Origin of the sequence: Dawidia cretensis (assembly GCF_018598175.1) — a bacterium.
GTDB classification, from domain to species: domain Bacteria; phylum Bacteroidota; class Bacteroidia; order Cytophagales; family Cyclobacteriaceae; genus Ohtaekwangia; species Ohtaekwangia cretensis.
On sequence record NZ_JAHESE010000016.1, the window covers coordinates 1 to 24561 of the forward strand.

At 52.4% G+C, this 24561-nt stretch carries 25 protein-coding genes; 11 read left to right on the forward strand and 14 right to left on the reverse strand.

The genetic code is table 11. The features are described 5' to 3' along the window. Nucleotides 1-146: 146 nt before the first annotated feature. Nucleotides 147-1610, reverse strand: coding sequence for a sodium:solute symporter (locus KK062_RS15850; protein WP_254085299.1), 1464 nt, complete (start codon nt 1608-1610; stop codon nt 147-149). Nucleotides 1611-1730: 120 nt separating this feature from the next. Here KK062_RS15850 and KK062_RS15855 point away from each other — a divergent pair, with 120 nt between their 5' ends. From KK062_RS15855 to KK062_RS15875, 5 genes are all read left to right on the forward strand, one after another. After that, a complete protein-coding gene (locus KK062_RS15855; protein ID WP_254085300.1) occupies nt 1731-2012 on the forward strand; it encodes an ATP-dependent Clp protease adaptor ClpS in 282 nt (93 codons plus the stop codon). A 52-nt stretch (nt 2013-2064) separates the two neighbouring features. After that, nucleotides 2065-2679: a recombination mediator RecR gene (gene recR, locus KK062_RS15860; RefSeq protein WP_254085301.1), complete on the forward strand. Its 615-nt coding sequence runs from the start codon at nt 2065-2067 to the stop codon at nt 2677-2679. A 304-nt stretch (nt 2680-2983) separates the two neighbouring features. Beyond that, nucleotides 2984-3499 (forward strand): hypothetical protein, encoded by a 516-nt coding sequence (locus KK062_RS15865; RefSeq protein WP_254085302.1) that lies wholly within the window; start codon nt 2984-2986, stop codon nt 3497-3499. A 187-nt stretch (nt 3500-3686) separates the two neighbouring features. Further along, nucleotides 3687-4883, forward strand: coding sequence for a pyridoxal phosphate-dependent aminotransferase (locus tag KK062_RS15870; RefSeq protein ID WP_254085303.1), 1197 nt, complete (start codon nt 3687-3689; stop codon nt 4881-4883). A gap of 127 nt (nt 4884-5010) precedes the next feature. Beyond that, on the forward strand, nt 5011-6135 hold the full coding sequence (locus KK062_RS15875) for a hypothetical protein (protein ID WP_254085304.1): 1125 nt from the start codon (nt 5011-5013) through the stop codon (nt 6133-6135). A gap of 7 nt (nt 6136-6142) precedes the next feature. Here KK062_RS15875 and KK062_RS15880 read toward each other — a convergent pair whose 3' ends face one another. From KK062_RS15880 to KK062_RS15905, 6 genes are all read right to left on the reverse strand, one after another. Continuing rightward, nucleotides 6143-6544: a response regulator gene (locus tag KK062_RS15880; RefSeq protein WP_254085305.1), complete on the reverse strand. Its 402-nt coding sequence runs from the start codon at nt 6542-6544 to the stop codon at nt 6143-6145. Continuing rightward, nucleotides 6541-7833 (reverse strand): sensor histidine kinase, encoded by a 1293-nt coding sequence (locus KK062_RS15885; RefSeq protein ID WP_254085306.1) that lies wholly within the window; start codon nt 7831-7833, stop codon nt 6541-6543. Before KK062_RS15885 ends, KK062_RS15880 begins: the two co-directional genes overlap by 4 nt. A gap of 4 nt (nt 7834-7837) precedes the next feature. Next, complete coding sequence (locus KK062_RS15890) at nt 7838-8131, reverse strand: circadian clock KaiB family protein (protein ID WP_254085307.1); 294 nt, start codon at nt 8129-8131, stop codon at nt 7838-7840. Between the two features lie 26 nt (nt 8132-8157). Next, nucleotides 8158-8448, reverse strand: coding sequence for a circadian clock protein KaiB (gene kaiB, locus KK062_RS15895; RefSeq protein WP_254085308.1), 291 nt, complete (start codon nt 8446-8448; stop codon nt 8158-8160). Beyond that, nucleotides 8432-10201, reverse strand: coding sequence for a circadian clock protein KaiC (gene kaiC / locus KK062_RS15900; RefSeq protein WP_254085309.1), 1770 nt, complete (start codon nt 10199-10201; stop codon nt 8432-8434). The genes kaiB and kaiC overlap by 17 nt, the downstream gene beginning before the upstream one ends. 213 nt (nt 10202-10414) lie before the next feature. Continuing rightward, on the reverse strand, nt 10415-11629 hold the full coding sequence (locus KK062_RS15905) for a carboxypeptidase-like regulatory domain-containing protein (protein ID WP_254085310.1): 1215 nt from the start codon (nt 11627-11629) through the stop codon (nt 10415-10417). Nucleotides 11630-11768: 139 nt separating this feature from the next. On the opposite strand from KK062_RS15905, the gene KK062_RS15910 reads away from it, so the two are divergent. Beyond that, nucleotides 11769-12887, forward strand: a complete 1119-nt coding sequence (locus tag KK062_RS15910; protein ID WP_254085311.1) for a sensor histidine kinase — start codon at nt 11769-11771, stop codon at nt 12885-12887. Nucleotides 12888-12940: 53 nt separating this feature from the next. Continuing rightward, nucleotides 12941-13684 carry a LytR/AlgR family response regulator transcription factor gene (locus KK062_RS15915; protein ID WP_254085312.1) on the forward strand — a complete coding sequence of 248 codons (744 nt, stop codon included), beginning with the start codon at nt 12941-12943 and terminating at the stop codon, nt 13682-13684. A gap of 58 nt (nt 13685-13742) precedes the next feature. Here KK062_RS15915 and KK062_RS15920 read toward each other — a convergent pair whose 3' ends face one another. From KK062_RS15920 to gloA2, 3 genes are read right to left on the reverse strand one after another with little or no spacing between them, the layout of a single operon-like run. Next, nucleotides 13743-14393, reverse strand: coding sequence for a DUF4230 domain-containing protein (locus tag KK062_RS15920; RefSeq protein ID WP_254085313.1), 651 nt, complete (start codon nt 14391-14393; stop codon nt 13743-13745). A gap of 3 nt (nt 14394-14396) precedes the next feature. Then, the gene (locus KK062_RS15925) at nt 14397-15023 is read right to left on the reverse strand and encodes an LbetaH domain-containing protein (protein ID WP_254085314.1); all 627 of its coding nucleotides are present in this window, start codon (nt 15021-15023) and stop codon (nt 14397-14399) included. Next, complete coding sequence (gene gloA2 / locus KK062_RS15930) at nt 15013-15402, reverse strand: SMU1112c/YaeR family gloxylase I-like metalloprotein (RefSeq protein ID WP_254085315.1); 390 nt, start codon at nt 15400-15402, stop codon at nt 15013-15015. Before gloA2 ends, KK062_RS15925 begins: the two co-directional genes overlap by 11 nt. An 86-nt stretch (nt 15403-15488) precedes the next feature. Between gloA2 and KK062_RS15935 the strand changes: the two genes are divergently transcribed. After that, nucleotides 15489-15941, forward strand: coding sequence for an acyl-CoA thioesterase (locus KK062_RS15935; protein ID WP_254085316.1), 453 nt, complete (start codon nt 15489-15491; stop codon nt 15939-15941). A gap of 6 nt (nt 15942-15947) precedes the next feature. Here the strand turns inward: KK062_RS15935 and KK062_RS15940 are convergent, their stop codons facing one another. From KK062_RS15940 to KK062_RS15950, 3 genes are read right to left on the reverse strand one after another with little or no spacing between them, the layout of a single operon-like run. Next, the gene (locus tag KK062_RS15940; protein ID WP_254085317.1) at nt 15948-17951 is read right to left on the reverse strand and encodes a sensor histidine kinase; all 2004 of its coding nucleotides are present in this window, start codon (nt 17949-17951) and stop codon (nt 15948-15950) included. 16 nt (nt 17952-17967) lie between these two features. Beyond that, entirely contained in the window at nt 17968-18951 is a 984-nt protein-coding gene (hemB, locus tag KK062_RS15945; RefSeq protein ID WP_254085318.1) for a porphobilinogen synthase, read from the reverse strand. A gap of 22 nt (nt 18952-18973) precedes the next feature. Next, nucleotides 18974-19843, reverse strand: a complete 870-nt coding sequence (locus KK062_RS15950) for a DUF3667 domain-containing protein (protein ID WP_254085319.1) — start codon at nt 19841-19843, stop codon at nt 18974-18976. 221 nt (nt 19844-20064) lie between these two features. Between KK062_RS15950 and KK062_RS15955 the strand changes: the two genes are divergently transcribed. Continuing rightward, the gene (locus KK062_RS15955; RefSeq protein ID WP_254085320.1) at nt 20065-21012 is read left to right on the forward strand and encodes an alpha/beta hydrolase; all 948 of its coding nucleotides are present in this window, start codon (nt 20065-20067) and stop codon (nt 21010-21012) included. Here the strand turns inward: KK062_RS15955 and mazG are convergent. Beyond that, nucleotides 20996-21811, reverse strand: a complete 816-nt coding sequence (gene mazG / locus KK062_RS15960; protein WP_254085321.1) for a nucleoside triphosphate pyrophosphohydrolase — start codon at nt 21809-21811, stop codon at nt 20996-20998. The genes KK062_RS15955 and mazG overlap by 17 nt on opposite strands. Nucleotides 21812-21964: 153 nt before the next feature. Between mazG and glmM the strand changes: the two genes are divergently transcribed. Both glmM and KK062_RS15970 read left to right on the forward strand, forming a co-directional pair. Next, the gene (gene glmM / locus KK062_RS15965) at nt 21965-23344 is read left to right on the forward strand and encodes a phosphoglucosamine mutase (protein ID WP_254085322.1); all 1380 of its coding nucleotides are present in this window, start codon (nt 21965-21967) and stop codon (nt 23342-23344) included. A gap of 66 nt (nt 23345-23410) precedes the next feature. Then, nucleotides 23411-24550, forward strand: a complete 1140-nt coding sequence (locus KK062_RS15970; RefSeq protein ID WP_254085323.1) for a cysteine desulfurase family protein — start codon at nt 23411-23413, stop codon at nt 24548-24550. Nucleotides 24551-24561: the final 11 nt, after the last annotated feature.

Genomic DNA, 24561 nt, shown 5'->3' on the forward strand with positions numbered 1-24561 from the left:
AACAAAGTAGCCGCTACTTAGTAGCGGCTACACTAGATGAACGCCTGGAAAACCAGAGGTCCTCTTTAAGACGATAAGATTAGTAAAAAATCTTAACCTGACACTTGGTCCTTATGACAGTACCTTGCGCCACATTCTTTAATAATTTATACCGTTATGCGAGCTTCTTTTGGTTGTGAGATTAGAAGCAGGCCCAGGAAAGTCAGCGTTCCATTCAGTAGAATTACTTCTAATCCGAATTTATAGCCGCCGAGCCAGGTCTCTGACGTTGTGGCTATGGCGTATGTTACGGCGGGTGACAGTATGCATACTATCGGGACTAGTTTGCCGCGGACTTGTAGCTTGGTGAGCAAGCCGAAGGAGAACAATCCCAATAAGGGACCATAGGTGTAGCCGGCGATCTTCAGCACGGCGTCGATTACGGATTGTTTATTGATTTCGTTGAATACGATGATGATCAGTAGGAACAATAACGAGAAGCCTAAGTGTACGATGAACTTCTGTTGGCGCTTTTGTTTTTCGTCTTTGTTCTTGAAATTCAGAAAGTCGATGCAGAACGATGTTGTGAGTCCCGCGAGCGCGGAGTCGGCGCTGGCGTATGATGATGCCGTTATGCCTAAGAGGAAAAATACGCTTACGGCCAGACCCAGCTTGTCGAGGGCGAGCATGGGGAAGAGGTGGTCGCTCGAGGTGGGCATCGCGATGTCCGGGTTGGCGGCCATGTAGAGGTATAGCAAGGCACCCAACGTCAGGAAGAGCAGGTTCATGGCGACGGACATGAGGCTGAACCAGAACATATTTTTCTGTGCGCCGCCCAGTGTCTTTACTGTCAGGTTTTTTTGCATCAGTTCCTGGTCCATGCCGGTCATGGTGAGGGTGATGAAGACGCCGCCCAAAAATTCTTTGAAGAAAAAGCTGGGTGCACTGGGGTCGTCGAGGTAAAACATTTTGGAGTAGTTGCTGTTCCTGATCGTTTCGATCAGGCTGCCGGGTGAGAGGCCAAGTTGGGAGGCAATTTGCCACACAGCGATGCATACGGCCGAGACGAGGAACAGTGTTTGAAAGCTGTCCGTCCACACAATGGTCTTTACGCCACCCTTGAAAGTATATACCCATATGAGCAGGATGGTGATGGCTACCGTGACGTAGAACGGCACCTGCCACTCGTCGAACAGGAAGAGCTGTAGCACGGTGGCGGCCAGGTAGAGGCGTAGCGACGAGCCGATGGTGCGTGATACGACAAAGAAGAACGCACCGGTTTTGTACGCGGCGGTGCCGAGGCGTTGCTCCAGGTAGGTGTAGATCGAAACGAGGTTGAGGCGATAGTAGAGCGGCATGAGTACGCCGAGAATGAGCCAATAGCCGACAAGGTTGCCCATGATGACCTGGAAATAGCCGTATCCGTAAACACCCACCTTGCCCGGCACGGAAATGAAGGTAAGACCGGAGAGGGATGAGCCGATCATGCCGAAGGCCACCAGGTACCACGGACTTTGGCGGTTGCCCGTGAAGAAGGTGTTGGTGTCGGCTCCGCGTGACGTGAGGTAGGCGATCAGGATCAGCATGCCAAAATAGACGGCCATGATGGTGGCAACCAGGGTGGGGGTCATAGATTTTCGGTGAATTCGGGAACAAAATCAGCAAATTCCTGTTAAAACCAAATCGGCAGAGTGCTGCTCGCACTTCCGCCGGGAAATCATTACCTTTGTAATAAAATTTCAGCGTCATACATGATCCCCGAATACCAGGAAGAAACGTTAACCGATGTATTGGAAGCCGTCGAGACGACCGACCTTATGGACCTGGTCGTGTTCAATGACGATTTCAATACGTTTGAGCACGTGATCCAAACGCTGATCCGTGTGTGTAAGCATACTAACGAGCAGGCGGAGCAGTGCACGTATCTTATTCATTATAAGGGCAAGTGCACCGTGAAGCACGGGACCTTCGATTTTCTGCGCCCCATGCGTGAGGCGATCTGTGAAGAGGGCATTGACGCCCGCATTATGTAAGCAGCACCGTCCTGCCTGTAGACCAACTTGTTTAAACTGTTCCGTAAGCGCCGTGGAGTACCCGTCGAGATTGATAGAAGAGGCTGTTAACCAAATCGCGAAACTACCCGGGATAGGCAAAAAAACGGCCCTGCGCCTCGTACTGCATCTTATTAAAGGCAAGGAAATCCAAACCTATGCCCTGACCGACTCCCTCAATAACCTGCGTGCCAATATTAAATTCTGCAGCCGCTGCCACACCATCTGCGACGGCGACACCTGCTCCATTTGCGCCAGCCACCGCCGCGACCGCGGCATGATCTGCGTCGTAGAAGACGTGAAGGATGTGATGGCGATTGAAAATACCGCCCAATACACCGGCTTGTACCATGTGCTGGGGGGCATTATTTCTCCCGTAAGCGGCATTGGTCCTGCGGATCTTAAAATCGAATCACTGGTGCAGCGGTTGAGCCCCGGACAGGGCTCCGAGCCGGTGCGGGAAGTGATCCTGGCCCTGAGCCCGACGATGGAAGGCGATACCACGGCTTTTTATATCAACCGTCGGATCAAAGACCTTGATCTGCGCATTAGCGTCATTGCGCGTGGGGTGCCTGTCGGCGGAGATCTGGAATACGCCGATGAAATCACCCTCGGACGGAGCATCACCGGCCGCACCCTCTTCAACTAGCCAACCTTAGGGCATACTTACCACCATCGCTATGGCATACCTATACCATCGCTATGGTTGACATATTGTAAGCTTATAGTGAGTCTATTGTAATCCGTTTACGGCACAGCAGTACCTGTGCTACCTGTCAAAATTGCAGCCATCCATCAGGGTCCCACGTTGTTCTTGTCATAGGGCTTTGATACGGCTTTAGTAGGGCTTAAGTACGGCTTTAGTAGGGAGTAACCCGCCTTGTAAATTTCCATACGCGCCGGACTTTTTGGCATTGGCCTTGCACATTTAGGGGCAACATAACTTTCTCCCTATGAAACCCTGGATACTCATACCCTGCCTCTGGCTTGCCGGCTTTGCAGCCGCAGCGCAACAACCCATCACAACGTACGGTCACTTTACGCTGGACGGCCAGGAGCTGATCTGGCAGCACGTCGCTGATACGACGCTCCGCCTGGAAGATATTCGTACTTTTTACAGTCACCTTTCGCGCGTGTCGGATGTGATGTTGGAGGAAAACACGCTGCTGGCGTCATTCGACATGCTCACATTCGACGGCAACCGGTATGGTGGCATTAACTTTGGCCATTGGGCGCTGGTGGGGTCTACGCCGGTCCTCTCGGGCAGGCTGAAAGTAGATCTGAAAAGTGACCGCTACCGCATTACGCTGTACGACCTGCGCTTTGTGGACGACAACGACGAAAAGCAGTGTGACCGCCAATATCAGCCTGCTACCCAATTTTTCCTGATGCGTGAGGGGCGGACCATAAAGCCGACGGCGGCAGTACCCGATGTGCTGGGGGTATACGACCACTTCTTCCGGGAGTAATTTTCCGGTGCATGCCTCTGCGAAGGATTCCGATTTTTAATCGGTCATAGCCGGTGCACCGGCTGATTTTTGCACGAAAAACAACGTCCAACCCCCTCCAATACGAATTTTTCAATTCTGCGGCCTGCGGTTCCATGTTCGGGCATTAATGCTTTTCTTTGCTCGCTTTTTTGAAAACTGCGTAACCATGAACAAACTTTCCAATCGCATTGAAGCCATTCAGGAATCCGCCACACTGGCGATGGCTGCCAAGGCTCGTGAGCTGAAGACAAAAGGATTCGACGTTATCGGCTTGAGCCTCGGCGAACCCGATTTCAAAACCCCTGAGCACATCTGTGATGCTGCCAAGAAAGCGATTGATGACGGTAAGTACTTTGCATACCCTCCGGTAGCCGGCTACCAGGACCTGCGCGAAGCACTGGCCGCCAAATACCAGAAAGAAAACAACGTGCCCTACAAGGCCGAACATATTGTCGTATCCAACGGCGCCAAGCAGTCTATTGCCAACGCCATGCTGGCCCTGCTGAACCCTGAGGACGAAGCCGTCATCTTCTCGCCTTACTGGGTGAGCTACGACGCCCTCGTACGCCTGACCGAAGCCACACCGGTAGTCGTTAAAGGCGGTATCGAAAACGACTTTAAAGTGACCGCCGCGCAATTAGAAGCTGCCATCACACCCAAGACCCGGATCGTGATCTTCTCGTCGCCTTGCAACCCGACTGGTTCGGTGTTTTCGCGCAAGGAGCTTGAGGCTATTGCACAAGTAGTGCTGAAGCACGAGCGCATCATCGTCATCGCCGACGAAATTTACGAGCACATCAACTATACCGGCGAGCAGGTGAGCATCGCATCACTGCCCGGCATGTTTGACAAAACCATTACCGTAAACGGCTTTGCAAAAGGTTATGCCATGACGGGCTGGCGCGTGGGCTACATTGCCGCTCCCAAGTGGATTGCCGACGGCTGTAACAAAGTACAAGGCCAGATCACTTCGGCTAACTGCTCGATCGCGCAACGCGCTGCGCTTGCAGCCGTGACCGGCGATATCACGCCTACCAACAAAATGGTGGAGGAATACCGCCGCCGTCGCGATGTGGTATATGAGCTGTTGAAAGAAATTCCAGGCATCAAAGCGAACTACCCCGAGGGTGCATTCTATTTCTTTCCCGACGTAAGCTACTACTACGGCAAGAGCGACGGCACGCGTACCATTCAGACCGGTGATGACTTCTGCATGTATATGCTGGAGAAAGCGCACGTATCGCTGGTAACAGGCGACGCCTTTGGTGAGCCGAACTGCATTCGTCTGTCGTATGCAGCATCGGAAAAAGACCTGCGGGAGGCGCTGAAGCGTATCAAAGAAGCGCTGGCGCAACTAAAATAGGATAAGATCAACGTCAGAAATAACGGAGAGGCCGCCTAATGGGCGGCCTTTCTTAGTCATAGGGCACCGCTTTTTTCGGTAACCTTCTGTCTGTCCAGCGTATTTACAGGACATTTAGAGTTATGTTATGCGTTTAAAATTTCTGCTGTTCGTCACGGTTGCGGCGAGCCTTTTCTATGCTTACGAAGCGTCATGCCAAACCGAGGGTCGTTACGAACAAGCGTGGATACTCGAACTGGAAAAAGAAATTCCCCTGCTGACCTGGCCCAACTGGGCAACCTTTGTGGGCGTTGCGTCACCGAATGATACGCTGTTGGTTGTAAATACCCGTCTTAAAACAGAATCGTACCTCGTAGAGATTAATAGTGATGGCGGCAACGTGCAGCATATCGTGGCGTCGAAAGGCGATGGCCGTATGGTAAGCGGAATGAAACACCGGACATCAAAGGGTCCACTGGTATGGGCCGAGACAAAAGAATCTCATATACCAGGTTACTACGATTTGGCGGAACATCAGGTGAAATACTATTCGTCGCTCGACAAAGATAAATTGGGACAACGGGCTATCGGGAGCAATGAAGTAGAAGATGAGTCTATCTATCGGTTTGGTCAGTCACAGACCAGTCAAGGGACCTGGGAGCTCTCGCGGTGGTCCGCCACTGGCAATAAAAAATACTGGACGGTACATGTAAATGTCTTGAAAGAATGGTATGCGCTCTACCAGGACATATACGGCCCGGTAGACTTCAGCCTGCAAGCATGTACAGATGGCGTATGGCTGGTGATCAATCTTCCGAACGCTGATACCGAGGTAGTGTTGATGAAATTTTCCAGCCAAAATGGTAAGCGCGTATATTTTTCAAAAACCAAAGGACGCTTCACGAATTACAGCGCTGTGCATGTAACACAACGTTATAAAGAAGCATGGTTTCTATCCAACCATGAACGTATCACTAAATTTTATTCTTCGGGGCAGCAAGCCTGGGGTGTTACACTTACGTTGCCAAAAGGCATAGAGCCTTATTTGATCAACACGTTGCCCACACACGACGGCGGTGCCATCTGCTGGTTTACGCTAAACGAGAAGATATACCTGTACAAGATCAGCAACATGGGCAACGTTACCTGGAAACATATACACAGCGAGCGTCAGAAGCTTTTCGTTGATGCCAGTAGCATTCATGAGCTGCCCAGTGGGGATTTGATTGTGGCGTCCTACTGGGGCGTGATTACGAAGTATGCGTTGAAGTAGTGACCCTTTACCGTCGCACCAGCTGCAGGAAATTATCCATCATTTTCTGGTATCCCTCTTCCGTTATAGGCTTTACCGCGACCATCCCTGCACCCAGCTTTTTGCACTCGATGATCAGGTTGCTGTCGGCATAGGTGGAATAAATTACCGCGACGATGCCGGCAAACCGCTCATTTGCTTTTAAAAAGGCCAGTGTCTGCCGTCCGTTCATCATCGGCATGTTCTGGTCAAGTATGATGAGGTCAGGCAGTGCCTCGTCGGCACGGAGGTTTTGCAGGTACTCCACCAGTTCCACGCCGTTTGCCATGGCGGGCAGTAGCTCCAGGTCTTTGCGGGAGGAAAAAAAGGAATAGAACATATCCTTATCGTCAGGATCGTCCTCCACCAATACTACACGCGTGATGGTCATCTCAGGTTGGTCTGCTTCAGCGGTAAAATGATACTAAACTCCGATCCCTTGCCCGGTGCACTTTTGGCAATGATCAGTCCGTGGTGTTTGTCGATGATCTTTTTGGCAATGGCCAGGCCGATGCCCGACCCTTCAAAGGTAGACTTATGGTGCAGCTTTTCAAACAGGCTGAAAATGGCATACGCAAATTTTTCATCGAAGCCGATGCCATTGTCGCGTAGGCTGATGTGACAATATTCTTCTTCGTTCAATAAGGCAACGCCCAGCTCTACGGCCTTCACAGGCTTGGCCGTTACAGAAATATAGGGGTTGCTGCCGGGGGTAGAAAATTTGAGTGCATTGCTCAGCAGGTTATAAAACACTTGCCGAAGTTGACCCCGGTTTCCTTCGACCACGGGCAGCTCGCCCACCTCGATGACAGCATGCTGTTCAACGATCTTCAGGTCAAAATCTTCCAGCACCTCTTCCACCAGCATCCGAAGGTTTACCGCTTCGGGCTGCGCGTCGTTCGCCGACAGCCGGGAGTAGGTGAGGATGTCGACGATAAGCGTCTTCATCCGATTTGAGGCCGAAATGATTTTGTTGATGTATTGCCTGGAGGAGTCCGGCAACAGGTGATAGCTACGCTCCATCAGAAAATTTGAGAATACCTGGATCTTTCGCAGCGGCTCCTGCAGGTCGTGCGAAGCGACTGAGGCAAATTGCTGCAGGTCATGGTTGCTGCTCAGCAAGGCATTGTTTAACGCTTCGAGCTGCTCATTTTTATACTTCAGCTCTTCCTCTGTTTTTTTCTGTTGCGTCAGGTCGGTGATGATTATGCTCAGCGTTTTGTCCCTGTCAAAATTCAACACTTTCAACGACAGTTGTACGGGTAGTGGATCCGTGTCGCACAATAAAACCTCTTCGCGTTTGGCGGAGTCCTTCCAGGCCGCCGATAGCGCATGCTCAAATAATGGCCGGTCGGCCGCGGCAACAAAGTGTATAAAGGGGCAGCCCAGCACCTTCGACAATGGTTGCCGTACCATGGCGGCAAACTGCGCGTTGCTAAACAGAATGATCCCGGCGGCATTGAGCGTCACTGCGCCTTCGGTCATTTCCTCGACAAAGATCCGGTACGTGTGATCTGCCGATCGCAGTGTATACAGTGCATGTCCATCGTCGCCCTTCACGACCAGTGCATCGATCTGACCGGTGCGAATTGCGTCGAGCGTGTCGTTGGCTTCTTCCAGTTGTTGCTTCAGTGCATCGATTTCGGCCTGCAGTGTATCTACGGAGGATTTTGATTCCATGATCTTAACCGTTAATGCCTAAGCCGTTTAGAACTTTACGCAGGTCAGACATGTCTCCGATGAGTCTGCGCTCCGGCAGGGGACTGGCTTTGATCAGCATGGGGAGCGCGATGATCTGTTGCTGCTCCGCCACGGCTGCATCCTGACGCACATCGATGATCGTGAGCTGATACTTGCCGGCGAGGTGCGTTTCCAGTATATGTTGGAGGTTATCGATCGCACGCAGGGAATTGGGCGACGCTCCTGAAACGTATAATTTCAGAATGTAGTCATCAGCAGAATGTGGATGTTTTCCCATAGGCGCGTTCGTGCGTTAACGTATGACTAGCGGGCGGGACGTATGTCAAGTCCTACCAGTACCTTCTCTTCGTCGGAAAGGTCGCCAATGATCTTGCGTACGGGTTCCGGTACTTTTTTTACCAGCGTGGGAATGGCCAGGATCTGATCGCCCTCGGCCAGCGTTGGGTTCACCAGCAGGTCGATCACTTCGATCTCATAAATTCCCTTGAGATGCTCCTCACAATACCGTTTGAGGTTATTCAGCGCAGCAACCGAACGCGGGGTATTGCCGGCAATGTATAGCCGAAGCTCGTATTTCTTACTTGCTTTTGCCATGGCTTTTACCTTTACCTTTTTCGGTTTTCGATGGATTTTCGTTTAGATACCGCTTTTTGAGCAGCTCTATCCGGTTCTTGTCGCGGATTTCCTGCCGCAGCTGTTCTTCCTGCTGTGCACGGTATAGCTCATCTTTCACGGACTCGAATTCTTCCTGGAGGCTGGCGATCTTGGCTTCCAACACAGTCTTTTTGCGCTCGATCTCGCGGTCGCGCCGGCTGAGGCCATGTGTTTTCAGTGCCAGGCCCGTTACTTCTTCCAGCTCCTGCGCCTCGCGCGCAGAGCCGATCAATATACCGCCCGGGCCCAGGTAAACATCCACTAGCTCCAGGCCTTCGCTTGTGATCACGAACTCGCGCACCTGGTTGGAGTGCTTCATGCCACGGGATTTCATGATATACAGGCCGCGGTTGCGCTCGCCGTTCGACTCGAGATCCCGTACCGTAATCCAGGTATCTACCAGTGACGACACACCTTCGTCGGTTTGTTCCGTTATCACATTGTTATAGTTCAGCGCGGTGAACAATACCGATATCTGCCTGTTCTGCAGAAAGTCGATCAGGCGGATCAACATCGATTTGACCTCACTCACCGTTCCGATGGTGACCAGGTTGGTAATGGGGTCGAGTATAATAACGCGCGGATTGAACTGTTGTATCTTCTTATGGATTTCCACCAGGTGCATTTCCAACCCGTGTACCGTAGGGCGTGACGAATGGAATTCTAACAGACCACTTTTGATATGTGTCTCCAAATTCATACCGATGGAGCTCATGTTACGCACAATCTGCTGGGGCGATTCCTCGAAGGCGAAGAACAGGCACCGCTCTTTGCGCAGGCACGCGGCATTGGCAAACGATGCTGCAATACTAGTCTTGCCGGTACCGGCCGTACCCGAGATCAGCACACTGGATCCGCGGAAAAAACCCTTGCCTTCGTCCAGCATCTGGTCGAGTGACGGTACTCCCGAAGAGATTTTTTCCCGTGACACTGGATATTTGAGCTCCAGCGAAGTGATTGGCAACACCGAAATGCCATCTTTATCGATCAGGAACGGATATTCATTGGTGCCGTGCACCGTGCCACGATATTTTATGACCCGTAGCAGACGGGTTGACACCTGGTTCTGCACGCGGTGCTCCAACAAGATCACACAGTCGGAAACATATTCCTCCAGTCCCTGCCGTGTCAGGGTATTGACGCCGCGTTCGCCGGTAATGATCGTGGTAACACCTTTGTCTTTCAGCCATTGAAACAACCGCCGTATTTCCGAGCGCAGGATGCCTTCGTTCGACAGGCCGGCAAATAAATTCTCGATCGTATCCAGCACGACACGTTTGGCGCCAATGCTTGTAATTGCATGGTCCAGGCGGATGAACAAGCCCGAAAGATCATATTCGCCTGTTTCCTCGATCTCAGCTTTATCGACGTGTACGTAGTCGATCTTGATCTTTTTATCCCGTTGCAGCTTGCTGAGGTCAAACCCGAGCGAAGCTACGTTGGTAGCAAGCTCGTCGCTCTTTTCCTCGAAAGCTATGATCACACCGGGTTCTTTGAACCTCAGCGCACCGTTCACGACGAACTCGATACCCAACAAGGTTTTGCCAGCGCCGGGCCCGCCACAAATAAGTGTCGGCCGCCCCTGGGGCAATCCACCATGGGTGATTTCGTCCAAGCCGGTTATGCCAGTGGGGGATTTCTTTAGTTGTTTGTCTGACAACGCGGGTTGCAGACTCCTTTTGCTTTTAGCCATGCGCAATGAATTGAAACGACAATGACGTATCAGCGCGTTGTAAACAAGACAGGCTGACGCGTACCGCGGAAGGAAGATTTCTGATAGAATGCTAAAAGTAGTGAAACTCCCGAAAATAACTAAAGGCTAATTCCGCGATCGGGAAATTATAGTAATAAAGACACCGCGCACATGGAAGGCGCCGGTCTGTTTATCCGGGTTTATCCTGGAATGTTATTCATCTGCGAACTGCTGCTCCAACGGCGCAACCTTCTCCAGGTCTTTCCGGATTTTTGCGTCCAGCGTTGTTTCCTTCAGCACGTTATAGCTCGCCCAAAACTCTTTGTTATAAGGATAATCCTGGTACTGCAGCCCATAGCTGCGCATCTTTTCGGTAGGACCAATACGGCTTTTGGCATTGGCGTGAATCTCGTTGATCACCAGGTGCTGGATCAACTCTGTTTCAAACTTCAGCGCGCCGGTGTGCTCGTCGTGCCAGCGTTCGTGCGAGGTGACCGTGATGTAGTTTAAGTACATCTTGCCCTGGTAGCGGCGGAAGTCGATGGCTTTGTTATACTTAAGGTATTTGCTGGCCATACCCTTCCGGATGGCCAGGTTGTCGCCGGCAGTCTCCATTTCGAATTCCAGGTGCACAATGGAATAATCGGTTTTGTCGATATATACTTTCAGGAAGAACTGGTCGGTGGTGCTGACGACGAAGATGTCGTGTCCATTATAATGCGAGTCGGGCTCGCGGGTCATGCTGGCAAAGAACTCTTCGTCGGCTTCGATCTGGCGGTAACGGATGTTGTTGTGCAGTAGTAAATCCTCGAGGAGGTTGGTCTGCCCAAAGTAGGAGGTAAATTTGTTGTCGTAGCCAATGCTCTTGCGTACTTCTACCAGCTTTACACGTTCGCGCAATTTGTTCCGGTTACGGGGCTCGGCATAGTTGTCGTCGTATATTTTGACGGCTGCTTCCAGCAGGGCGATGCTGGTGCCGGCGACCTTTTTTACGTCGCGGTAAAAGCCGTCCATCAGGAACGGCTGCATGGGGTAATTCTGGTCGATGCGCGACAGGGCTATACGAAAGATTTCGCCGCCTTGATCCAGCGAGTCGGTGACGACCACTTCTTCGAGCATGGTGATCGACTTGGTGAGCCGGATCTGAAGGGGCTGTTCGGCCAGGAGTGACCAGATGGGTGCTTCATAGTTGAGGTAGCCCAGCATACTAATGACCAGGATGTCATTGCGATAGGCAGCCTCAAAATAGAAGTCAAATTCGCCTTGCAGGTTGGCAATGGTGCCCACGGGCTTGCCTTTGATCGCCATAGATGCATAGGGCAGGGGTTCACCGGTGTCGGTATCGGAAACCTGGCCGGTTAAGGCTATTTTCTGCGTCCAACCCGGTAAAACGATGCAGAAGAGGCCAAAAATCAGGATAAACCGCATGCAAAGAGTAGCAATAAGCGGTCAAGTTGACCATTAAACCCCTTCTTTCAAATACTTTGTAGGATAATCCCTCATTTTGCAGATTTAACGCTAATAATCCAGCCTAATCGTATTTGCGTTTCATTGCTTACTTTTAATCATGAATTTTCCGGGCTTGAAGTCATTAGAAGAAATACCTCGGATTTGGAAAAGGGCCTACCTGCTGCTCTGCTTCTGGTATGCCGCCAATTATGCTGTAGGCACGTTTATCGAATGGAAACTCGAAAATCCCAATACCTATATCTTCTGGAATGCTTTACAGCAGTTCGAAGCGTTATGTATTCTCATTATCGCCATCTTTTTTTATACCAATTGGCTGTTCCGGTTTAATGTCTACGTGCAGATTGCCTGTCATACGGCCGGGGCCATGCTCCACTTCCTGGTCATGGGTACGTTGTCCTATTACCTGGAGGACTATGTCGAGGGTTATATCGGCTGGGATTTCTGGAAAGCCCACATTGTAGGACTTTTAAAATGGGAAGGGCTGCACTTCCACGACCAGTATATTATTACCATCGGCGTGTACTACGTCATTCGCTACTTCCAGGGCGTGCAGCACCAGGAGCAAGAGAAGAGCGAGCTGGCCCTAAAGAACCGCGAAATGCAGATTTCGCTGCTGAAGTCGCAGATCAACCCGCACTTTCTGTTCAATACGCTCAACTCCATCAATACGTTGATCGGTTCCAGCAAGGAGCAGGCCCGTAAGGTAATCACGCAGCTGTCGGACATCTTCCGCTATGCGCTTGATTCGCATGGCGACCAGATGGTAAAACTCATTCACGAGCTCGATTTTATCGATAACTATATCCGCATCCAGCAGGTGCGTTTCGGCGACCGCCTCAAGTTTGTGAAGCAGGTAGACTTCTCGTGTCTGAGTGTGGAGATCCCGCCGATGATCCTGCAGCCGCTGGTGGAGAATTCGGTGAAGTACGGGATCGCACCGAAGGACGATGGCGGCACGATTATTTTAACCGTGAAGCGTTTTAACAACATGATATTTTTTGAGGTCAAAGACGACGGTCTTGGCTCAAATGCCAAGAAAGTAATGGACGGCAGCTCAAGCGGGGTAGGGATGAAGAACACGGATGAGCGTCTAAAAAGTATCTTTGGCCCCGGTTCGGGCTTGCGGATACACTCCAATGAATGGGGGTATTCTGTCAGCTTCTTCATACCGTTTGAGGAGCCCGCCGTTGAAGCGCTCAACAGTAAAGCTATGTAGACCCTCTATGAAAACAGAATATATCAACCTCACCATAACTAAATTGTAGTTTCATGAATATAACCTGTGTTATCGTAGACGATGAAAAACTGGCCCGTGACCTGCTCCAGGAATATATACAGCAGATCCCGAACATCCAGATCATCGGGGAGGCCTCCAAAGGGAAGGATGCCGTTGAGTTGATCGACAAAGAAAAACCCGACCTGGTTTTTCTCGACGTACAGATGCCCGGCATGACCGGCTTTGACGTGCTAGACGAGATCACCCACGACCCCTATGTTATATTCTGTACGGCCTACGACCAGTATGCCATCAAGGCCTTTGAGAAAAACGCCGTAGACTATATTCTCAAGCCGCTGGACCAGGAACGGTTCAAGCAGGGCGTTGAGCGCGCCATTGCTCGTATGAAGATGGAGCAAAACAACGTGGGCGAGCTACTGCGCAACATGAAGACGGAAAACAAGACTTCGTACGACTCACACATTTTCGTACAAAAGTCTGAGAAGCTGCTCAACCTGCCGGTAGACGAAATTGTATACCTCGAAGCCTCCGGCGATTATACCATCCTCACGACAAAAAACGATCAATTCGTAAGCTCGTCGGGTATTGGTAAGCTGGAAGAAATTCTGAACCCGGAGATCTTCATCCGAGTGCACCGCAGTACCATCATCAACATCAACAGCCTGAAAGAAATCGAAAAGCATTTCAATGGCGGCATGGTGGTAAAGATGCAGAACGGCAAAAGCTTCCCGGTAAGCCGCACGTATGCGAAGCTGATCCGGAAAAAGGTTGTTTAAACTGTCCTGTAATAACCAGACGGGATGTAAGCCACTCTACGGAGTGGCTTTTTTTATGTCAGCGCCGCTCGATCGTTTCGGTGGATGTATAACGGATCACGGCATGCTTGCCATGTTGTTTCAGGATTTCGCGTATGCGGACTTCAAACGCCTTCTGCGCGTCGGCGACAAAGGGCGCCTGTTCGGCATACCGCCGGGCATCAGCCGTATAAGCATTCATGGCCGTGGAGCGGTCGGCTGCATCGACCCAGTTCCAGATGCCGTTTTCATCGTGGAAGGTGACGTCGGGTTGTGACTCGAGCGATAGAAGCTGCGGTGCGGGCAGGGTTACCGTGGCAACGGTGTCATCTATGGAGATGGTGAATTTTTTCTGCAGATCAAATCCGGCCTTGGCTTCGAATGTACCGGTGATCTCAATCTTTTTTGTGCTCTTCATCCACGTATTGCGCCACTCGTACCGGTGTTGAAACTTTTGCGACAGCGTGGCCAGCTCCATAATGGGGATTTGTTGCTGCAGTACCACGGTGTTGTTGACCGTCACCTCGGGTGTAAAATGAAACGCCTCGCGAAAGTCTTGTCCCAGTTGTCGCGCGCCGGCATACGCCTTCTCGGCGAGGCGTGCCGGTATAACAACGATCAGCACATAGGCTGTAATGCTGAGCGTGATCAACAGGATAATGACGAGGACGATCTTGCGATTTGAAAACATGTCTTATGCCGGATAGGTTACTTGTTCCACCAGTTCCAACCGGCGTACGATGCTGCGCGGTGTAAGAATGGTGCCCGGCGAAAGTACGGCGTTGGCGCCGATCCTGGTATCGTCGCCCACCAGCGCACCGAACTTGGTAATGCCGGTAGCGTAGCGATGGCCCCGGAGCATGACGTCAATGAGCTTGTCGGTGCGTTCGTTGTAGTGGTTGGCAATGATGGAGCCTGCCTCCATGTTCACACCCGAGCCGATGATGGAGTCGCCGGCAAAGTTGAAGTGCGCCAGCGCAGCGCCCGGCATGATAAAGCTGGACTTCACTTCGCAGCCCGGGCCGATGCTGGTCTTCTCGCCAATGTACACCCCGTTGCGTATATAGGCATGGGCGCCGATAAAACACCCCGCGCAGATAATGACGGGGCCTTTGAGAATAACATGCTCTTCTACACGGGCATCTTTATGAATAGCGACCAGTCCCTGCACGGCATAGTCGTGGGGTAGCATTTTGATCTTGTCGCTCAGGATTTCCGACGCTGCAGCGACGACCTGCCACGGCAGGAGGTGCGACAGATCGGGAAACAACGTATTGAACCGGGCGACGTAATCGCTGAGGCGAAGCATGTCAGGACTCATAAAGCTCCAGGGGTAAATTGTCAGGATCGCGAAAGAACGTAAACCGCTTGCCGGTATATTCATCGATGCGTACAGGCTCGGGCGTTATGCCATTCTTCTGCAGTGTGGCTACGGCGTCGTCGATGTCGGCTACGGCAAAGGCCAGGTGGCGCAGGCCGCAGGCCTCGGGGCCGGATACCCTTGCGGGCGGATCCGGAAACGAAAACAACTCCAGCGTATAGGTGTCGTTCAGCGCCAGGTCGAGTTTATACGAGTTGCGCTCGGCGCGGTAATACTCCCCCACGACGGTAAAGCCGAGGATTTCTGTATAAAACCGTTTGGAGACTTCGTACGATGAGCAGATGATGGCGATATGGTGAACGTGACGTAACGAAAGCATACACGAGCGAAGGTTTACCTGCTAAAGTTCTATAAAATTATGTTCCCAAAATAGTACCTTGACCACTGTTAACGTCGATACAACCCATGGAAAAATTCGTTCTGCCCATACAGATCCGCTGGTCTGACATAGACCAGAATCGCCACATGCGCCACTCGGTGTACTACGACTACGGCGCCATGATGCGTATGGCCTTGCTGTCGTCGGAAGGCCTGACCACCGCCAAGCTCGAAGAATTAAAGATCGGCCCCATTCTTTTCCGCGAGGAGGCCGTCTTTCGCCGTGAGATCAAGCTGGAAGATAAGATCACGATAGACGCCGAAGTAATCAAGGCTACACGCGACTACGGCCGTTGGAGCCTGCGTCATAACATTACACGCGAGGATGGAACGGTGTGCGCGATCCTCACCGTAGATGGCGCCTGGATCGACATGGAAAAACGCAAGCTGACGATTCCGAGCGAGTTTGTTCACGGGGCCTTTGCCAAGTTTCCGCAGGCGCCCGACTTTCAATGGGTAGAACCCAAACCGCTGCAGTAGACCGACTTATCCGTTTGCCATACTCTGGCGTATAGCCAGGTCGCTTTCCGGCAGCGAGAAGAAGAATGTCGTGCCTTTGCCTTCCGTGGTCTCAAACCAAATGCGGCCGCCGTTCTTTTCCACGAACTCGCGGCACAGCAGCAGGCCGAGGCCGGTACCTTTTTCTTTGCTGGTGCCCGGCGTAGTAATGCTGTTGAGCGTAAACAGCCGGTTGCGATGTGACGCCGGTATCCCTACACCCGTGTCGGCCACCGAGACAATCACCTGGCGGTCGGTGCGGAGGAAAGAGAGTGTAATCATGCCATCCTCGCCGGTAAACTTAATGGCGTTGGTAAACAGGTTGCGCAGCACCGACCGGACCATGTTCAGGTCGGCATACGCCTGGAGCTTATAGCTGTGGAGATTGTTGCGTACCGTGATATTCTTGCGCTTGATCTCGGTACTCAGCAGGGACACGGTTTCGTCGGCAATGTCGGACAGGTTGATTTGTGACGGTTCGTACGACTCGCCTTTCAGCTGGAGCGTAGCCCACTGCAATAAGTTTTCGATAAACTCCGTGGTGTGGCTGAAGCGCTCTTCCAGGGAGTTGGAAAGCTGTTGGAATTCTTTGGCGCTTACGTCGCCGGCACGCAGCAACGAGAGCGCCAGTTGCAATGAGCTAAGCGGTCCCTTGATGTCGTGTGATACAACCGAGAACAACTTGTCTTTTACCCGGTTTACTTCTTCGAGGCGCTCGCTCTTGTTTTGGATCTCTTCGGTGCGCAACAAGACTTCTTTTTCCAGACGCTCGTTCTCGTCCTGATTGCGTTTTAATTCCAGCTCTTTGGCACGGCGATTTTCCTTCTCCAGAATATTCCAGCGGTCGCCGAGCGCAAAGGAGATGAACAACATCTGCAAGATGCAGCCGATCATCAGGCCGCTGTAGTTCGTGCTCATATACCCCGGCACAAATCCCAGGTTGCTCATGGTAAAGACGGAAGTCGCGGTGAGGATGGTGATCCAGGCCATGAGGTAATAGCGGGCCGACCGGTATTTTTTATAGAAGCAGTACCCCGCGCTGACCAGGGACAGCATGCAGTGTATCAGGATAAAGTAATGATGGTATTGGTACGAGATCTTGCGGAAGAAAATAAACATCAGAATGCCCGCCAGAATGTTCAGCGACATATTCAGCAACATGAGACGGTCCAGTAAGCGGCTGAATTTGGGCAGGTTCAGGAACGACCGTGTCAGCATCGTGGAGGCTGTGACAAATGCCGGCCCCGAGAACATGGCAAAGACGTCGTTTAAAACAGGTGTCTGTGGAAAGATGTACAGGAAGGTATATCCTTGAAAGTACGCGACGATGTTGATCATCGTCAGCAGCGTGCAGACATAGTAGAATGTGATCTTATCCCGTACGGAAAAGAACAGGAACAGCTGGTAAAGCATCATCAGGATCATGCCTCCATAGAAGAGGCCGTTTATCAACTGGATGTTATAAATACCGTTGAGGAATGCCCGGCGATGCCAGAATGTTACCGGCAACTGCACCGATGACACGGTATGCACACGCAAATAAATGGATTTCGATTCGCCTGGCTGCAGGCTGAACGTAAACACGGGGTGGCGATGGCGTAGGGTGCGGGCGGAGATCGGCAGGGTATCACCACAAATCTTGTGCACCCATGTCAGCGATGAGTCGGAGGCCATGTAAAAGTCGATGTGGTCGAGCGGTGCGTAGTTCACCTCCATCATCCAGTCCTTTTCGTGCGAGTCGTTTGTGACATCAAACCGGAACCAATGCACGGCCCGGTCGAACCCAAAGTTAGGCGCATCTGCCGGCGGCAGCGAGTCAAGCTGCATCTCCCGGATACGGTCGATGGTCAGTTCGCCGGTGGCATCGCGCCAGTGCATCATGTTTCCTTTCACCACCAGCCAGCCGCTGTCAGACAGCCGCAATCCCTGCGGCCACGCCGTCAGTGACAGGAGGAGAAGAAGCAAAACAAGAAGAGAGGTCTTGCGGTGCATAAAAAGGGGATAGGGACTATTGACGTTTCACGGCCTGCGCAAACTCTTTAGCAAAATAGGTCAGAATTATATCTGCCCCTGCACGCTTCATGCTCAGCAGCATTTCCTTCGCCACACGCTCGCCCTCGAGCCATCCCTTCTGTGCCGCCGCCTTCACCATCGAATATTCACCGCTGACGTTGTAGGCAGCGATGGGTAAGTCGGAATTGTCTTTCAATAATTTAATAATGTCCAGGTATGCCAGCGCCGGTTTCACCATCAGGAAGTCGGCTCCCTCTTCGGTGTCCAACGCTGCCTCGATCATCGCCTCGCGGCTATTGGCCGGGTTCATCTGGTACGTTTTTTTGTCGCCGAACTTCGGCGCCGAATCCAGGGCATCGCGGAAGGGGTTATAAAAGCCGCTGGCATACTTGGCGGTATAGCTCATGATCGACACGTCTGTAAACCCGTTGCTGTCGAGCACTTCGCGCAGGTAGCCTACACGTCCGTCCATCATATCGGACGGGCCAAGTATATCGATGCCGGTTTCGGCTTGTGCCAGGGCCATCTTGCCCAGAATCTCCAGCGTCTCGTCGTTCAGGATATGACCGTCCTCTACCAGGCCGTCGTGGCCGTCGGAGCTGTATGGGTCCATGGCCACGTCGGTCATGATACAAGCTTCGGGAAACTGTTTCTTCACCTCGCGCAATGCCCGCAGGTAAAAGAAGCTTGAATCATAGCTTTTGGTGGCCATTTTATCTTTCAGCGACTCTTCCACTACCGGGAAGATGTCGAACGCCCGGATGCCTAAGTTCAGGCATTCTTCGACTTCTTTCAATACCAAGTCGGTCGACAGCCGGAAAATGCCGGGCATTGACGCCACCTCCACCTTTTGGTTCTTCCCGTCGAGCAGGAAGATCGGGAAGATCAGGTCGTCAGTCGTTACTTTGGTCTCTTCCACCAGGGCCCGTATAGCTGCACTTTTTCGGTTCCGTCGGGGTCTGTGTGATAGTTGTATCATGGGGTGCGAACAATATGTATCTCTATAAAATTCCTCGGATGACGATGTAGCCCGTAAATATGACCGCGGTGATAAACAGGCATAGTGCCACGGCCAACGCGGCTTTCAGAATACTCTTCCACCAGGATTGTTTATGCACCTGCCGCAGCGACATCGCCACGTATACCCATACAACGCCTATGAGCGGCCCGCCGGTATATCCGCGCCACCCCGGTGCCACCCACAGCAGGAGGACCAGCAGCAGCGAGATCAGGATGTACACAAACGATTGAAGATGCATGGTATAAATCAGGTGATCAACATAATACGTCTTGCGGCGTACGTAGAACAGCTTAAAGATCAATGCATAAACAGGGAGCAGGAAGAACGAAATGTACTTGATGTTGTGGAAGAACTCTGCAAGGCCCGCCCGCGCGTCCTGCATCATTTGCTCGGGTGTTTTTTCGCCGTCTTTACCATCGTCCCGGGTGGTAATGCGGACGCCGAACTGTTTTTTTCGGGGTAAAGCCTGCGTCGAGTCGGTCGTGGAGACCTTTTCCTGTGTGATGATCTCCTGACGAATCGAATCCTCGAACTTATGATAATAGAGGTTGGAGACCAACACCATGAAGATGGTACAGAAAAAGAACAGGCGCAGGGGGTGTATGTTGCTGGCGCGCTTGCCTTCCAGGTATTGGCGGGTGAGGTACCCCGGCTTGGTGAACAGCGGCAGCAGTCCTTTAAAGAACTTCGAGTCGTAGTGTAAGTAGTCGGAAATGAAGTGGCCCACGACATGCACAAATGAATCGCGCAGCTCGATATTCTCCTGACCGCATTCGGGGCAGAATTTACGTGTTACTTCGGCACCGCAGTTCAGACAGTTAGTTTCAACGCGGTATTTCTTGTGGCTCATGGGCGGGGTAAGCGAAAGGTAAAGGTAACGGCTTCCGGCAGATCAAAAAACAGCCACCCGGTAAAAATGCACCCCAAAAGGTTGACACTTGTATATATTTTCGCCAGGTCCGGTGTGATGTTTTTGTTAAGAAGCCTCATGACGGCTACGGGGTGGCGGAACCAGGCTCGAAACGATCCGTGAGGTTTGCACGTTAAAAGACCTTTCCATGAGTGCTTAACATGAAGAATAGAGCAAAGCTCATCCTTATTATTATGGTCGCCCTCGTGGCGATTAATGCCGTGGCCTTTTTACACGCCTATACGTTCACGCATTTTTCTTCCCCGGATGTCGTTCGCACCAAAGACCCCGAAGAGCTTTCCGTCTTTGCCAAAGCGGGGTTACTCTTTACCGGCATCGACAATCCGCGCCCGCAGGCGAAAGAGCAGCCTGCCGATGCTTTTGAAACGATATATGTACAAAGCTCGGGCAAGTTGCAATGCTGGCGCATCGCGCAACCTGGCGCTAAGGGTACCGTGATACTGTTTCACGGCTATGCCGGCGAAAGGTCGTCGTTGTTAAGTCGAGCCGCGGAATTTCGCAAGATGGGCTATCACACCCTGCTGGTTGACTTTTACGGTTCGGGTGGTTCGGAGGGCAACAGCACGTCGGTGGGATATACCGAGGCGACGCAGGTAAAGGACTGTTTTGATCACCTCGCCACTACGGGGGAACAGAACATTATCCTCTTTGGCACGTCGATGGGTGCCGTGGCTGTACTGAAGGCCATGAGCGACTATGGTATCAAACCGACCGCTACGGTATTGGAGTGCCCCTTCGGCTCGTTGTATAACACGGTCTGCGCCCGCTTCAACCTGATGCACGTGCCCAGCTTCCCCATGGCGGGATTGCTGACTTTTTGGGGTGGCGTGCAGCATGGCTATTGGGCCTTTGCGCACAACCCTGCCGACTATGCCGGGCGGGCTACCGGCCCGACGTTGTTACTGTTTGGCGCGCAAGACGAACGGGTGACGGTGGCAGAGACAGAACGCATCTTTGCCAACCTGCCCCAGCCCAAAACATTAAAGATATATCCTGACGCGGGCCACAATGTTTTCAGTCCGGGGAATCAATCCGCCTGGGTTCACGACGTGGAGGCCTTTGTGGGCACCCTCACACCTTCCTCTTAGCGCGCTCCCAATACACGTCCATTTCGGCGAGCGTCATTTCGCCCATCTGCTTGCCGTCGCGGGCAGATTCGGTTTCGAGGTATTGAAAGCGTTTGATGAATTTTTTGTTCGTGCGCTCAAGGGCTTCTTCCGGGTCGATGCCGACAAAACGGGCATAGTTCACGAGGGAGAATAGCAGGTCGCCAAACTCGGCCGTAGCCTTTTCTTTGTCGATGGCTTTATTGGACTCCGTATTAAACTCGGTCTTAAATTCCTGCATTTCTTCTTCCACTTTTTCCCACACCTGCTCTTTGCGCTCCCAGTCAAAGCCTACACCGCGCGCCTTGTCCTGGATACGCATGGCTTTTACCAGGGCCGGCAACGAAGTGGGTACACCTTCCAGTACGGATTTATTACCGGTCTTGAGCTTGATCTTTTCCCAGTTGGCTTTTACGGCATCTTCATCATCCGCTACCGCGTCGCCGTAAATGTGCGGGTGACGTTCGATCAGCTTTTCGCAGATGGCGTTGAGCACGTCGGCTACATCAAAGGCTTTTTGCTCGGAGGCAATGCGTGCATAGAATACGTTGTGCAGCATGAGGTCGCCCAGCTCTTTCTTGACTTCCGTCAGGTCTCCTTCGAGAATGGCGTCGGAAAGCTCGTAGGTCTCTTCGATGGTGAGGTGGCGCAGGCTTTCCAGTGTCTGCTTTTTATCCCACGGGCAGTTCTCGCGGAGCTCATCCATGATGGTGAGCAGGCGGTCGAAAGCTTTTACCTTGTCGGCACGACGCAGGTCGGGTTGTGATACGTTCTTTTTCATATAGTGTATTCAGGCCATATACCCCTCAAATTTTACGGCGTGTCCCCCAACAGGCACAGAAGATCATACGGCTGGCAGCGAAGGTACCACGTGGGGGTGGGTTGACGAAATTTTCTACTATTTTTGCCGTCCGCTTTAAAACCAATCCAACACGTGACGCTCATAAAATCAATTTCAGGTATCCGGGGTACCATCGGTGGCAAAACTGGTGATAACCTCACACCGGTAGATGTTGTTAAGTTCGCGGCTGCCTATGGCACCGTATTGAAGAAAAAAACGGCCACTCCCAAGGTTGTGATCGGCCGCGACGCACGCCCTTCGGGCGAAATGGTAAGCTCGCTGGTAACGGCCACCTTGCAGGGACTGGGTATAGACGTGGTAGACCTGGGACTTTCTACTACCCCTACCGTCGAGATGGCGGTGCCATGGGAGAATGCGGCCGGGGGTATTATCCTTACTGCCAGCCACAACCCGGTGCAGTGGAATGCCCTGAAGCTGCTCAATGAGAAAGGTGAGTTTATCTCGGCTCAGGACGGCGAGGAGCTTTTGAAGATCGCCGAAGCCGAAGGCTTTGACTTTGCCGCCGTGACCAAGCTCGGCAGCTACGTGAAGAAAGACGAATATTTGAAAAAACATATCGACGCCATCCTGGCCCTGCCATTGATAGACGTCGACGCCGTTGCCGGCAAAGGGTATCGCGTGGTAGTCGACGCGGTGTGCTCGACGGGCGGTACGGCGGTGCCCATGCTGCTCAAAGCCATGGGCGTGGAGGTAAAAGAATTGCATTGCGAGCCGACGGGCCATTTCCCGCATAATCCCGAGCCGCTGCCCGAGCATTTGACGGACATCATCCGGGAGATTCAAAAAGGCAAGTACGACCTGGGCATTGTCGTGGACCCGGATGTAGACCGCCTGGCCCTGGTGGGTGAAGACGGTACGCCGTTTGGCGAAGAGTATACACTGGTGGCCGTGGCCGATTATGTGTTGAGCAAGAAAAAAGGCAACACGGTATCCAACTTGTCGTCCACCCGCGCGCTGCGTGATGTGACGGAAAAGGCGGGGGGGCAATACTCGGCTGCCGCGGTTGGCGAAGTGAACGTGGTGACGATGATGAAAGACGTGCACGCCGTGATCGGTGGCGAGGGTAACGGTGGGGTGATCTACCCCGACCTGCACTACGGCCGCGACGCGCTGGTGGGCATCGCGCTGTTCCTGACGCACCTGGCCAAGTCCGACACGACGGTGTCGCGCCTGCGCGCTAAGTACCCGGCGTACATCATCTCTAAAAATAAAATTGAGCTGACCCCGGGTATTAACGTTGACAAGGTGTTGGAAGAAGTGCAGAAGAAGTACAAAAATCAGCCGATTAATACGATAGACGGAGTCAAGATTGAGTTCGACAAGGAGTGGGTACACCTACGGAAATCGAATACGGAGCCCATTATCCGCATTTATGCCGAATCTGATCTGGAAGCGAAAGCTGACAATCTGGCGCGTAAGATCATTTCCGATATAAAGGAGATCATCAGCTAAAAAATACTACGGCATTTCCCCAATGCACCGTACCTTTGGGGTCGACTCATTAACATTTAGCCAGCCATGCGCATTTACCTGGACAATGCTGCCACCACCCCGCTCGACCCAACGGTTTTCGAGGCTATGAAGCCTTTTATGTTGGAAGATTTCGGAAATCCGTCATCGACCCACGCCCACGGGCGCAAGGTGCGGGCAGCCATTGAATCTGCCCGGAAAAAAATTGCAGAATTGTTAAACTGTACGCCCGGTGAGATCATCTTTACTTCGGGTGGTACGGAAGCCGACAATTCCATTCTCGCCAGCGGCCTGCAGACGTACGGTGTGCAGACCCTCATTTCGTCGCCGATCGAGCACCACGCGGTAGAGCACACGCTGCAAGTTCTGGCCGCACAGCGCAAGATCGCGTTACGCATGGTGAGCCTGGATGAAAGGGGCCATGTCGACATCAGCCACCTGGAGGCCCTGTTACAGGAAAATCCGCGGGCATTGGTGTCGCTCATGCACGCCAACAACGAAGTGGGCAACCTGCTGGACATCGACCGGGTAGGACAGTTGTGCGACCAGTATGGCGCTTACTTCCACTCCGACACGGTGCAGACGGTGGGCCACTACCGGCACAACCTCAGCGCCCTGAAAGTGCATGGCATCGCGGCAGCGGCGCACAAATTCCACGGCCCCAAAGGCGTGGGCTTTATGTTTATCCGTAAGGACAAAAAGATCCAGCCGTTTATGCACGGCGGTGCCCAGGAGCGCAACATGCGCGGGGGTACGGAGAACGTTTATGGCATTGTGGGCCTGGCAAAAGCATTGGAAATCGCTTACCGCGACATGGACGACCATAAAAAACACATCGAGCAACTGAAAGCCAGCATGATCGGCCAGTTAAAGGAGCAGGTACCCGGCGTGACCTTCCACGGCGACTCCGACAACCTGAACCGCAGCTTGTACACCGTGCTGAACGTCAGCCTGCCCGAGTCGGAAGAGAACGACATGATGTTGTTCAATCTCGACCTGCAGGGCATTTCCGCTTCGGGCGGCAGCGCCTGCTCGAGCGGTGCCACGACGGGCTCGCATGTGCTCGGTGCGTTGTATCCCGATTCCAAACGCGGTGCGATACGTTTTTCCTTCAGCAAATACAACACGCAGGCGGATGTAGACGTTGCCGTTAAGAAACTGGCCGAACTGGTAAAAGTACCGGCATAACTGCCACACAC